Source organism: Chryseobacterium phosphatilyticum (assembly GCF_002899825.2).
GTDB lineage: Bacteria > Bacteroidota > Bacteroidia > Flavobacteriales > Weeksellaceae > Chryseobacterium > Chryseobacterium phosphatilyticum.
The window spans coordinates 42,877-55,671 of the sequence record NZ_PPED02000007.1 but is presented as its reverse complement, the minus strand read 5'-3'; the positions used below and the strand labels follow the sequence as shown (position 1 = coordinate 55,671).

Sequence of the window (12,795 nt, the reverse complement as noted above, 5' to 3'; positions counted from 1 at the left end):
TTAATTTTATAAGGATTTCTTTATTTAAAGATTGAAACTGCTTAAAGCAAGCATTTTCTCGAAATAAAATAAGTCCGGAAGTTGTAAAGATACCGGACTGTATATCATGACAGAAAACAACCCGCAACAGACCTCTATTAAGAAAATTCTTCCTTTGATTCTGGCTACCGCTATTTTCATGCAAATGCTGGATTCTACAATTCTGAATACCTCGCTGCCCTCTATAGCCAAAGACCTGGGCGAGTCTCCATTGAATATGCAGAATGCTATCATCAGTTATGTGTTGACATTAGCAGTTTTCATGCCTGCCAGTGGTTTTCTGGCAGATCGGTTCGGAACAAAGAAAGTGTTTATTGTCTCTTTAATACTCTTCAGCCTGGGATCTTTATTCTGTTCATTATCTGAAAACCTTACTCACCTGGTTATTTCAAGAGTAATTCAGGGAGTTGGAGGAAGTTTAATGACTCCGGTTGGAAAACTTGCCCTCATTAAAACCTTTGATAAAAGTGAATTGCTAAAAGCCATGAACTTTGCCATTATTCCGGCCCTGATCGGGCCCGTACTCGGTCCATTAGTAGGTGGTTATATGGTAGATTATCTGTCATGGCACTGGATATTCCTTATTAATATTCCTATTGGTCTTCTGGGGATTGTTTTAGGTTTAAAATTCATGCCTGATTATCAATCTGATGACGTAGAATTTGATTTAAAAGGCTTTTTAATTTTTGCAGCCGCCTCTCTGTTGCTTTCTGTTTCGCTGGAGCTTTTCGGAGATATGCAAAATATCACACCCGTTCTTGTGGTATTTATCCTTGGCTTCCTGTTTCTCTATTACTACTATAAACATGCAAAAAAAGGAGGACATCCTATTTTTCCTCTTGACCTGTTTCAGGTAAGAACTTTTCGGGTGGGGATTGTGGGAAACCTCGCCACAAGACTGGGGATTAGCTCTGTTCCGTTACTTCTCCCGCTAATGATTCAGATTGCGTATAAACAATCTGCAGTAACTTCAGGCTGGATTATTGCTCCAATGGCTTTAACTGCAATATTCGGAAAATCATCTGTTATTAAAATCCTGGATAAATATGGATATCGCCAAACATTAATGGTGAATACTTTCATCATTGGAACTTTGATTTGTCTGCTGGCAATTCCCAACATCCATACCTCCTTATACTGGTTCGTTCCAATTATTGCCGTCTTGGGATTTTTCAACTCTATCCAGTTCACTTCAATGAATACCATTTCTATTGCAGATCTGCGTAATTTTCAGACAAGCAGTGGTAATTCTCTGATATCAGTTAACCAGCAGCTGGCTATTGGTTTCGGGATTGCCTTTGGACTGATTGTTTTAAAACTATTTGAGAACACAGACCTCATCCAGGGAGAAATTCACAATGCTTTCCGATACACTTTTCTTACCGTAGGAGTATTAACTATTTTATCGGGATTTGTCTTTAGAAGATTACATATATCTGATGGAAAGAATATGAAATCTAAGGAAGAGTAAACACAAAAAACAGAGAGCTCAGCAGCCGAATACATACTGTTTACCTCTCCTATACCCTCTCCTTTCCCATCCTACGAACTTACCACAGATCAATGCCTTTGCCATATAAGTATGGTATTTTTGTGTATATAAAATCAACAATATAATGGCAACTAAAAAAGTAGAAATCGTAGTATCTCCCAGACCTGCGCATTTTGTAGGCGACGGTTTTAGGGTTCATAATTTTATTCCGGGGGTACATGGATTGGATATGAAAAGAATGGATCCGTTTATCATGCTGGATTACAATTCAAAATTTCATTTCAATGGTTCAGACAGACCAAGAGGAGTCGGAGTTCACCCACACAGAGGCTTTGAAACGGTAACCATTGCTTATAGCGGAAAAGTAGAACATCATGACAGTGCCGGCGGAGGTGGCATCATCGGAGAAGGTGATGTACAATGGATGACTGCTGCAAAAGGCGTTCTTCATAAAGAATATCATGAAACGGAATGGGCAAAAAATGGCGGAATTTTCCAGATGGTTCAACTTTGGGTAAACCTTCCGGCAAAAGATAAAATGAGCACTCCAAAATATCAGGCTATTCAAAACTCTACAATGGAAAGAGTTGATTTAGGTGACAATGGATTCATAGAAATTATCGCAGGAGAGTATGAAGGGCATGAAGGTCCGGCTACTACATTTACTCCCGTTCATATGATGAACGCAAAACTTAAAGCGGGAGGAAAAGCAACATTTAATTTTCCTGCTCATTTCAATACTGCAGCTTTGGTAATTGAAGGAAATATCACAATCAACGGAGAAGAGCATGTAAAGGCCGATCATTTTGCCTTGTTTAAAAATGAAGGAGAAATATTCACTATTGAGGCCAACGAAGATTCAGTGGTGTTAATCATCAGTGGGGAACCTATTAATGAGCCAATTTACCCTCATGGACCTTTTGTAATGAATTCCAGAGAGGAAATTATGCAGGCATTTGAAGACTTTAACACCGGAAAGTTCGGTTACCTTGAAGATTAACAAAATTAAATTTATCGTAATCTTTGGTTATTCCTTTTTTATTAACTTTATATAATATTAGGGTAACCATAAAAATTAACAAGCAAACCTAACAGGTTTTAAGTACCTGTCAGGTTTGCTCTTCACACAAAATTACCTCTATAGGAAAAGAATCATGAAACAAGAATTTGAAAATATACCTCTGGTAAAAACTGATAAAAGATTTGAAATAGAATTCAACGGGCATTATGCCTTTATTGATTATCGTGAAACAATGCATCAGATTGCTCTGGTACACACAGAAGCAGAGCCGGAATTAGCCGGAACCGGGGCGGCAGCTGCCGTAGTAGAAAAAACACTTCATTATATTGAGGAAAGTGGCAAAAAACTTTTACCCTTTTGTCCGTATGTTTTCGCATTTATCAGGAAGCATCCTGAATGGAAGCGCATCGTTGATGAGAACTTTAATGGATATGACAAACTTTAAATATACCATCGCTTTCTAAACTAAGTAAACAATTAAAAAAGCACTACACACTATGTCAAATATAGGACTAATCATCGAAGAAAAAGCAGCAGATATCGGAAACTTTCTGGTAGGAAGACTTCTTCCTTTCCGTGAAAAAAGAGCAGTGGGACCTTTTGTCTTTATTGATCACATGGGCCCATCTGAGCTAAAAGATTATCAAAACCTGGATGTTCCACCTCATCCGCATATCGGACTATCTACTCTAACCTATCTGCTTGAGGGATCTATTTTCCACAGAGACAGTATCGGAAGTGCTATTGAGATAAAACCTGGGGCCGTCAACTGGATGACTGCCGGGAAAGGGGTTGTACACTCAGAAAGAACTCCTGAATACCTCAGACATAGCGACAAAAGGCTTCATGGATTTCAAATCTGGGTAGGATTACCTAAGCATCTTGAACAATCTGAACCTACGTTTAGTCATATTGAAGCTGACGATATCCCTGTTTGGGAAGAAGACGGCATTCAGTATAAATTAATTGCCGGCGAAGCATTTGGAAAAACTTCTCCGGTTCCTGTACACAGCAAATTATTCTTCCTGGAAATTAAAACAAAGGAACCCAGAAAAATAAGCATTGGTAAGGATCTTTATGGTGAAGCAGCTATGTATGTTTTAGATGGAACGGTAACTACGGAAGGAAATTCTTATGGTTCAAAACAGCTGATGGTCGCCAAGGACACGAAGCTTTGTGAATTTGACATGAGCGAAAACGGTACGGTGTATCTTTTTGGAGGTGAACCTTTCGATGAAGAACGTTTTATCTTTTGGAATTTTGTTAATTCTGATAAAGAAATAATTGATCAGGCGAAAGTAAACTGGAACGATCAGAATCATGAAGCATTCCCTCTTGTTCCCGGAGATGATCACGAATATGTACCTCTCCCGAAAGCTGTATTAAACAGAAAATAACACCCGATAAAAAAACATGAAAATATTAGCATTTGCCGGAAGCACCTCCTCTACTTCTATCAATCGGGAGCTGGTAAAGTTTGTTCTGAAAGATTTTCCGAATGAAGAAATCAACCTGCTTGATCTTAATGATTTCACTATGCCTGTTTTTTCGGTAGATCTTGAAAAGAAAGGTTTTCCGGATGAAGCACATCGCTTTTTAAAAGTTATCGAAGATTGCGATGTTATCATCTGCTCACTTGCAGAACACAACAGATCGTATAGTGCCGCTTTTAAAAATGTTTTCGACTGGGCTTCAAGAATCAATGTAAAACTTTTTCAAAACAAACCAATGCTCCTGATGAGCACTTCCCCCGGAGGCTATGGCGGAGGGAATGTAATGAATACAGCTAAAACATTTTTTCCACAATTTGCAGCAGATATCAGGGAGACCTTCTCACTTTCGAAATTTTATGAAAATTTTGACCTCGAAAGTGGCATTATTAACCCGGATATGCTGGCTGATCTCAAAACTAAAATAGAAAACTTTAAAACCCAGATATTACCCAATGACTAAAGGAAGACTGGAAGCTTTCAGCGATGGTGTTTTGGCAATCATTATTACCATCATGGTTCTTGAACTCAAGGTACCGGAAGGAAGCAACTGGACCAGTCTTACACCTATTATGCCTAAATTTCTGGCTTATATTTTTAGTTTTATTTATGTAGGAATTTACTGGAATAATCATCACCATTTATTTCAAACTGTTAAAAAGGTAAATGGTGCTATCCTATGGGCAAACCTGCATTTGTTGTTCTGGTTATCCCTGATGCCTATTGCTACAGAATGGATCGGAACCACTCATTTTGCTAAAAATCCTGTAGCCGCCTATGGCTTCGGACTTATTATGAGTGCAATTGCCTACACTATTTTAGAACATGTTATCATCCGATGTGAAGGAGAAAACTCAAAGCTCAAAGAAGCAATACATTCAACATTTAAAGAATATATATCGATTATTTTTTATGTCTTAGGAATCGCTACTTCATTTTTTTATCCTTATATTGCCATAGGTTTTTATTATATCGTGGCTCTTATATGGCTGATTCCGGACAGAAGAATCGAAAAATCATTAAAAGAAAATTGATATGGAAACACACGAATATCCTAACGGTGACATCACAGTAATCTGGCAACCCAAAAAGTGTATTCACTCTGCTATATGTGTAAAAACTCTTCCCAAAGTCTACAATCCTAAAGACAGACCTTGGATAAAAGCAGAAAATGCAACACCCGAAGAACTCAGAAAACAAATAGATCTATGCCCTTCGGGAGCATTAGGTTATAAATTCAATACAAAACAATAATGGCAGTAACGGTAAAAGCAAGATTAGGAAAAACAAAATATTATACAGAGGTGACGGCAGGTGAAAATCAAATCATCACTGATGAACCTATCGATAAAGGCGGGCAAAATAAAGGATTTAATCCCCTGGAAATTCTTGCGACATCTCTTGCAAGCTGTACAGCAGCAACATTGAGAATGTACATTGAAAGAAAAGAATGGGATGTGGAAAACATTAACGTTGAAGTTGAGCTAGAAAATTTTCCACTCACAAAAAGAGCCATTTTCAGAAGAGATATCAGCTTTGAAGGAATTCTGGATGAAGAACAAATGAAAAGACTTCATACGATTGCGGATGCCTGCCCTGTGCATAAAATATTAACTAACGACATAGAAATACTAACTAAATTCTCATAACATGATCGAAGTAAAACAAAACAACGACGAAAAACACGGAAGTTTTGAAGCTTTCATAGATGGAAGACGCGCAGGAGTAATGACCTATACCTGGGCAGGAGAAGAAAGATTTATCATAGACCACACTGAAGTAGAAGAGGCTTACAACGGAAAGGGCGTAGGTAAAGAAATGCTTCTAGCGGCTGTAGATTTTGCCCGAAAGAATGGAAAGAAGATCATTCCTCTTTGTCCTTTCGCCAAAGCAAGTTTTCAAAAAAGTCCGGAACTTCAGGATGTTTTAGTGAATTAGTCACTGTTTTCACCCTACCATATAAGCCTTTCAGAGTAATTCTTTGAAAGGTTTTTTTATTTTAATTTTTCAAATACAAATCATTTTCTTTCTCCAAAAATTGATAACGAACCCAAGTGAAGATTTCATAGTTCTCCTTAAAGCTACATGTATTTCAAATTCATCATTCACGACTGATCTTTTTTATATATTTGCTAAAATTTAAAAATTAAGCATGAATCCAGGAACTATCCTTTTGCTATTTGTCTTTGTCTATTTCGTAGGTCTTTTGGTAATCTCTTATTTTACCAGCCGGAATTCTGACAACCAGTCATTCTTTATCGGAAATAAAAAAAGTAAATGGTGGCTCGTAGCATTTGGAATGATAGGAACCAGTTTAAGTGGTGTTACATTTATTTCAGTACCCGGAACAGTAGGAAAAATGACCGGCTCAGAATATATTTATGGAGGTTTTGAATATTACATGATGGTGATCGGTTTTTTCATCGGATATTTTATCGTTGCAGCGATCTTGCTTCCTCTGTATTATAAAATGAATCTGACTTCCATTTATACTTATTTGGGAAAAAGATTTAATGTAGAAGCCCACAAAATAGGCTCCATATTTTTTATTATTTCCCGCGCGATTGGAGCTACAGCAAGACTTTATCTGGTAGTTAATGTTTTACAGATTTTTCTGCTTGAAGGATTGGGAGTTCCTTTTTGGGCTACCTCCCTCGTTCTTTTACTGATGGTTCTTCTCTATACTTTTGAAGGAGGAGTCAAAACAATTGTCATCACTGACACCTTACAGACTTCTTTTATGATCATCAGTTTAGTTGGCTGCATTGTTTATATCTTATCCAATCTTAATTTATCTTTTGGTGAAGCCTATACTATTCTGGAACAGAAAAATTATACTCACTTTATTAATTTTGACCCCAACTCCAAAACATTTTTCCTCAAAACCATCTTAGGTGGAATTTTCATTACGATTTCCATGACCGGCCTTGATCAGGAAATGATGCAAAAGAACATTTCTGTAGACAATCTAAAAAATTCAAAAAAGAACATGCTCACGTTTGCAGGTACACTTCTTATTGTGAACCTTGCATTCCTGTTTTTAGGAGGTCTGCTTTATCTTTTTGCCTTACAACACGGAGCTGACTATGGAACAATTAATGGAGAAACTCTAACTCATATTTTTGGATTTAAAGATGCTTCGGGTAATATAAAAAATATTATGGGGGATGATCTTTTCCCTGCTCTCTCCCTTCAGGGTTATTTTCCAATGGCTATTTCTGTTATTTTTATTATTGGATTAATCTCAGCATTATTCCCTTCTGCCGATGGTGCCTTAACGGCAGTAACCAGCTCGTACTGTGTTGATTTATTAAACCTCAATGAAGATAAAACTAAAACTGAAAAAGAGAAGAAACGTCTTCGTATGAAAGTACATTTGACCTTCACTGTCGTTTTCTTTATCCTGATTATGGTTTTTAAAGCACTCAACGACAAATCGATTGTTTACCTCATTATGGAGATTGCCGGTTATACTTATGGACCACTACTTGGACTTTTTGCATTTGGAATTTTTACCAAATTCAAAATTTCAAAGAAATACGCCATTCTCGCAGTAACGATACTCGCTCCGATAGCCACTTATCTGATCAATTTTGCAGTTACTTCATACACAGATTACCGTATCGGTGTAGAACTGATCGTTCTTAATGGTTTATTGACATTTATCGGATTGTGGATGGTGAAAGACAAACAATATTTGAGAGTCGTATGATGACAAAAATAAATTTCTGTCATAAAAATTCAAAAGGCTGTTTTCACTATTGAAAACAGCCTTTTTATAATGTTAATGTATGGGTTATGTTATTCTTTAATCCATTTAACCGTTTTATCAATCGTTTTGGATTTGATCTTAATCAGGTAATCTCCCTTCATCAAATGAGTTAAGTTAAAAGTTCCCACTTTATCAGAGCCCGGTTTATTATCTTTCTGGTTAAATACCAGCCTTCCACTTACGTCGTATACTGTAATATCGTACGTTTCATTGGAATTGGCGAATTTAATATTCAGCAGTCCTTTGCCTGGGTTAGGATATACAACAAAAATATCTTTATTTCCATTGACTTCAGTTACTGCTAACGCATCTCTATTGATCGTAAAATTAACAGGATTAATATTAAAAAATACATTTCCTTCTCCTGCCACCATAATTCTGGCTTGTGTAGTACTAACGTCAGGGATGGTAATCATTTCTGAACCGTCATTTGGAGTAGAAGCTATCAGTGTCGTAGGATAGGTAAGACCACCGTCTGTTGAAAGTAAAATACTTACATTCGCACAACTTACCGGAGCTGCCGTTGTATTGGCAACATCCCATGTTATTGTTTGGGAAGAATTGCCCGTCCATGTCACGGCTGAACTCGGTGCCGTTACCAGGAATGGTCCTGAAGCTCCATCTACCGTAATAATAGCATCATCATTTGCAACACCCGCACAGCCGGCATTATTATCTCTCGCAGTTAATCTGAATTCCATTGTTCTTGAGTAGGATGGCAAAATTTCTCCTTTAGAAGTAGTATTATTAATAATATCGGTCAATTTTGGAAAATATCTGTACGGAACTGTTACAGGCATAAATGATCTGAATATAGCAGCATTTCCGGTCGCAACATTCCAGTCTCCGGCAGGGCCATTATCATTTTGTTCCCAGCAATAAGTAATTCCGCTATTTTCCATATCTGTAGCGGATCCTGCTAACTTAAATGGCGTTCCTTTAGGAATTGTATAGTCGCCTCCTGCAGTCACCGTAGGAGCCGTATTAGCAACAGGAGTAGTCACCTGACATGCTGTTGACTGAACTTTGGAAGTAATAGATTGAAATGAGCGTGTATGAAAAATAGCAATACTGTTAGCTGCCAGATTATTGACACTACCACAGATCCCTGCATATGCCATAATGGTAATTCCACTTCCGGGTTCTACGGCATTAGCTGCACTGCGGTTACCATTACAACTCCCTGTTATTGCATTAAAAGTGTGCGGACCTCCGAACTGATGGCCTACTTCGTGAGCAACATAATCTATATCATAAGGGTCTCCAACCGGGTTTGGTGAACCGGTAATTCCTCTTGCTTTTGAAGTTGTGCTGCAGATCACACCCAATCCGGCCAATCCACCACCACCGGTACTAAAGGTATGTCCGATATCATAGTTAGCATTTCCTATTAATAAATCAATTTGAGTTTGGCTCTCATTAATTAATGTACCTGCACTATTATTTCCATTGAAAGGATCTGTAGCAGGATCAGTAAAAATAACATTAGTTTCATTGGGTACCAATACCAGTCTTGAAGCAACTTCCTGCTCATAAACTCCATTTACCCTGTTTACGGTTGTCACTATAGCTGATAAAGTTTGAGCAACAGTAGGTGTAGCCAGTCCTGTAGCTGCCTTTGCATATTCTCCTGTACAAGCTACAGCAAAACGAAACACTCTAATTTGGGTTCCTACGCTTGGAGTAACGCTTTTTTGAGCGCTTTTTTTTTGAAGAAAAGCATCCTCATCCTTTGTTTCACAAACTCTCTGGGATTTATCCGTCAAATCGCTTTTTCTATAAATAATATAATTACTAATATCTGTTTTGGCGTAAGGGTCAATATATGTATCTCCGGTTATTACTGATTTTATTTGAGCATGAAAGCCTAATTCTGTAAAATCCAGTTTTATTGTGGCATACGGGTCATCCACTCCTTGCCCTGTAAACGTTACTACATGAGGATATTTTGCCGCTAATTCCGGAGCCATAACAGAAGATTTCCAAATTTTAAATTTTGTTTTTGTTCCATCAGGCATAGGAAGAACAATAATGGGTGCATGAGTTTTAAGCTGGTCATCTCTTAGTTCAGGAACTGAAACAAAATAATTTTTCATTGCAGTTACATCTAATTTGTAGGTTAGAAACTTTTCAGGTTGCACAGTCCTGTTTTTGAATTCACCTTTAATAGACTCCTCGCTGACCGCTTTAAAGAAATCCTGTGCTTTTCCAAGGGAAATGGATATTATGAATATCCCCAGGTAAAGTAATTGTTTGATTTTCATATTTCTGGGATTTAAGTTGTTTCATAAAGATATAAAAAATTAGCAAACACAATCAATATATACATAAAAACACTTAAATATTTGTAAAATAAATATTAAAAATGCAATATAAAAGCATAAAATAAAATATCACTACTCTTTACATTATTGATTATTTCATACAAAATTGTCTATTTTCAGTATCTTTGAAAACAATAACAATAACTCATAAAAAACAGAATAGAAAACTATGAAAAAAATCATTTCACTTTTCGTTATGGTCCTGGCATTTGGTTATATGAATGCACAGGAAAATTTCGAAGTTTCCACTTTGAGAATCGGTCCTTATAAAGTTTTTATGCCTAAGGTTGAAGCTGAAAAAATTGCCGGCGTCAAACTGAAAAACACAGACGGAGATAAAAAAAACCTTGTAAAGTACAATGGTGAAACCATCCAGATTGATCTGTTTGATAATTACATCAATGAAGCCAATCCGAGTGTTTCCTCTATTACCTATATGACCACTACCAGTAAAAAGTTTAAAACGAAAAGCGGAATCGGTGTTGGAAGCACGAGAGATGACCTTATCAATGCGTATAGGAATTATAATAGCTTCGCTGTACGACCTGATTGGGACGAAAAAGGCAAACCAATAAAAGACGTTGGTTATTTCACCCTTGAAGACAGTCAGGCCGGAACACACTTAACCTTCAAATTTGTGAACAATATTGTTACTGAAATTTCAGTTTACCTCAATGAGGGCTGTTAAAAGCATAAAATTATATCAATATAACAAAATCCGGATTTTCGAATCCGGATTTTTGCATTTCCGTAAGCCACTAAAAAATTGTAGATTTGTGTGCAAATAAATCAGATATAATGAGTAAAAGTATCGAAGAGTTAAAATCTCTTACTACACAGATCAGAAGAGACATTTTAAGAATGGTTCATGCAGTTAATTCAGGACACCCGGGTGGAAGTTTAGGTTGTACAGAATTCTTTACAGCACTTTACGGAAAGGTGATGAACTATCATCTTCCTTTTACAATGGAGGGAAAAAATGAAGATCATTTTTATTTGTCAAACGGACACATTTCACCGGTATTCTATTCTACTTTAGCAAGGTTCGGTTTCTTTCCTGTGGAGGAACTAAGTACTTTCAGAAAACTGGATTCAAGATTACAGGGTCACCCAACGACTCATGAAGGTCTGCCGGGGATCAGAATCGCTTCAGGTTCTCTTGGGCAAGGACTTTCTGTTGCTCTTGGGGTAGCACAGGGTAAAAAACTGGATGGGGATCAATCTATTGTTTACACTCTTCATGGCGATGGAGAACTTCAGGAAGGTCAGATCTGGGAAGCTTTGATGTATGCTGCTGCTAAAAAGGTAGATAATATCATTTCAACAATTGACTACAACGGGCGTCAGATTGACGGAGATACAGATGATGTATTAAGTTTAGGAAATCTTCATGCAAAATTGGAAGCATTCGGATGGATTGTTTTAGAAGAGAAAAACGGCAATGATCTTGAAGCTGTAATCGCAATCCTTGAGAGAGCAAAAACAGAAACAGGAAAAGGAAAACCGGTAGCGATTATGCTTCATACCGAAATGGGTTACGGAGTAGATTATATGATGGGTTCTCACGCATGGCATGGTAAAGCTCCTAATGATGAGCAATTGGAAACCGCTTTCAAACAGTTATATTTAGAGGCTCCGGCTGACTACTAATATCTTAATATCTCGATTAAAAAAATAAAAATGAAATATACATATACAGAAAAAAAGGACACTCGTTCAGGATTCGGAGCCGGATTGGCAGAACTTGCTGACAAAAATCCTAATGTTGTAGCACTTTGCGCAGACCTTATTGGTTCTTTGAAAATGGAGAAATTCATTGAAAAGGCACCGGAAAGATTCTTTCAGGTAGGTATCGCTGAAGCTAATATGATGGGACTTGCTGCAGGTCTTAGCATTACCGGGAAAATTCCTTTTACGGGAACTTTCGCCAACTTTTCTACTTCAAGAGTGTATGACCAGATCCGTCAGTCTATCGCTTACTCGGGAAAGAATGTAAAAATATGTGCATCTCACGCTGGTCTTACTTTAGGAGAAGATGGTGCTACTCACCAGGTACTGGAGGACATCGGTATGATGAAAATGCTTCCGGGAATGACTGTAATCAACCCTTGTGACTACAACCAGACTAAAGCCGCTACTATTGCGATTGCAGATCATGAAGGTCCTGTATATTTAAGATTCGGAAGACCTACTGTCCCTGTATTCATTCCTGAGGATATGCCTTTTGAAATTGGAAAAGGAATTCTGTTGCAGGAAGGAACTGATGTAACTATTGTTGCAACGGGACACCTTGTATGGGAATCTCTTGTCGCGGCTGATGAGCTTGAAAAAGAGGGTATTTCTTGCGAAGTGATCAACATCCACACCATTAAACCTTTAGACGAAGAGATCATTTTAAAATCTGTAGAGAAAACAGGAAAGATCGTAACTGCTGAAGAGCATAACTACCTTGGTGGTTTAGGAGAGTCTGTTGCAGGAATGCTTGCAAGAAAAAGACCTACAAGACAAGAGTTTGTAGCAGTAAATGATACCTTCGGAGAGTCTGCAACGCCTGCAGAATTGATGAAGAAGTATAAAATTGATGCTGCAGCAGTGAAAGAAGCTGTAAAGAGAATTCTGGCTAATTAAGAGTCAATTATAAAAACAAAACAAGCCGT

14 protein-coding genes are annotated in these 12,795 nt (G+C 37.5%); 13 read left to right on the top strand and 1 reads right to left on the bottom strand.

Annotation, left to right across the window (positions count from 1 at the left end; translation table 11 throughout):
* Positions 1-106 precede the first annotated feature (106 nt).
* The 10 genes from C1631_RS21615 to C1631_RS21570 all read left to right on the top strand — a co-directional run bounded on the left by C1631_RS21615 (position 107) and on the right by C1631_RS21570 (position 7,754).
* Positions 107-1,510, top strand: a complete 1,404-nt coding sequence (locus C1631_RS21615) for an MFS transporter (protein ID WP_109714162.1) — start codon at positions 107-109, stop codon at positions 1,508-1,510.
* Between the two features lie 145 nt (positions 1,511-1,655).
* The gene (locus C1631_RS21610) at positions 1,656-2,531 is read left to right on the top strand and encodes a pirin family protein (RefSeq protein WP_103248243.1); all 876 of its coding nucleotides are present in this window, start codon (positions 1,656-1,658) and stop codon (positions 2,529-2,531) included.
* A gap of 154 nt (positions 2,532-2,685) precedes the next feature.
* Entirely contained in the window at positions 2,686-2,997 is a 312-nt protein-coding gene (locus C1631_RS21605; RefSeq protein WP_103248242.1) for a GNAT family N-acetyltransferase, read from the top strand.
* A gap of 52 nt (positions 2,998-3,049) precedes the next feature.
* Positions 3,050-3,949 carry a pirin family protein gene (locus tag C1631_RS21600; protein WP_109714160.1) on the top strand — a complete coding sequence of 300 codons (900 nt, stop codon included), beginning with the start codon at positions 3,050-3,052 and terminating at the stop codon, positions 3,947-3,949.
* 16 nt (positions 3,950-3,965) lie between these two features.
* Positions 3,966-4,505 carry an NADPH-dependent FMN reductase gene (locus C1631_RS21595; RefSeq protein ID WP_103248240.1) on the top strand — a complete coding sequence of 180 codons (540 nt, stop codon included), beginning with the start codon at positions 3,966-3,968 and terminating at the stop codon, positions 4,503-4,505.
* On the top strand, positions 4,498-5,076 hold the full coding sequence (locus C1631_RS21590) for a TMEM175 family protein (RefSeq protein ID WP_103248239.1): 579 nt from the start codon (positions 4,498-4,500) through the stop codon (positions 5,074-5,076). The genes C1631_RS21595 and C1631_RS21590 overlap by 8 nt, the downstream gene beginning before the upstream one ends.
* Position 5,077: 1 nt before the next feature.
* Entirely contained in the window at positions 5,078-5,296 is a 219-nt protein-coding gene (locus tag C1631_RS21585) for a (4Fe-4S)-binding protein (protein WP_103248238.1), read from the top strand.
* Positions 5,296-5,691 carry an OsmC family protein gene (locus tag C1631_RS21580; protein WP_109714158.1) on the top strand — a complete coding sequence of 132 codons (396 nt, stop codon included), beginning with the start codon at positions 5,296-5,298 and terminating at the stop codon, positions 5,689-5,691. The genes C1631_RS21585 and C1631_RS21580 overlap by 1 nt, the downstream gene beginning before the upstream one ends.
* A 1-nt stretch (position 5,692) precedes the next feature.
* Positions 5,693-5,980 (top strand): GNAT family N-acetyltransferase, encoded by a 288-nt coding sequence (locus C1631_RS21575; protein ID WP_185144690.1) that lies wholly within the window; start codon positions 5,693-5,695, stop codon positions 5,978-5,980.
* 214 nt (positions 5,981-6,194) lie between these two features.
* The gene (locus tag C1631_RS21570) at positions 6,195-7,754 is read left to right on the top strand and encodes a sodium:solute symporter (RefSeq protein ID WP_109714156.1); all 1,560 of its coding nucleotides are present in this window, start codon (positions 6,195-6,197) and stop codon (positions 7,752-7,754) included.
* A gap of 89 nt (positions 7,755-7,843) precedes the next feature.
* Here the strand turns inward: C1631_RS21570 and C1631_RS21565 are convergent, their stop codons facing one another.
* On the bottom strand, positions 7,844-10,078 hold the full coding sequence (locus C1631_RS21565) for a zinc-dependent metalloprotease (RefSeq protein WP_109714154.1): 2,235 nt from the start codon (positions 10,076-10,078) through the stop codon (positions 7,844-7,846).
* 229 nt (positions 10,079-10,307) lie between these two features.
* On the opposite strand from C1631_RS21565, the gene C1631_RS21560 reads away from it, so the two are divergent.
* The 3 genes from C1631_RS21560 to C1631_RS21550 all read left to right on the top strand — a co-directional run bounded on the left by C1631_RS21560 (position 10,308) and on the right by C1631_RS21550 (position 12,766).
* Positions 10,308-10,826 carry a hypothetical protein gene (locus C1631_RS21560; RefSeq protein WP_103248207.1) on the top strand — a complete coding sequence of 173 codons (519 nt, stop codon included), beginning with the start codon at positions 10,308-10,310 and terminating at the stop codon, positions 10,824-10,826.
* Positions 10,827-10,912: 86 nt separating this feature from the next.
* The gene (locus C1631_RS21555; protein WP_228441421.1) at positions 10,913-11,788 is read left to right on the top strand and encodes a transketolase; all 876 of its coding nucleotides are present in this window, start codon (positions 10,913-10,915) and stop codon (positions 11,786-11,788) included.
* A gap of 30 nt (positions 11,789-11,818) precedes the next feature.
* Positions 11,819-12,766 carry a transketolase family protein gene (locus C1631_RS21550; protein ID WP_103248209.1) on the top strand — a complete coding sequence of 316 codons (948 nt, stop codon included), beginning with the start codon at positions 11,819-11,821 and terminating at the stop codon, positions 12,764-12,766.
* Positions 12,767-12,795: the final 29 nt, after the last annotated feature.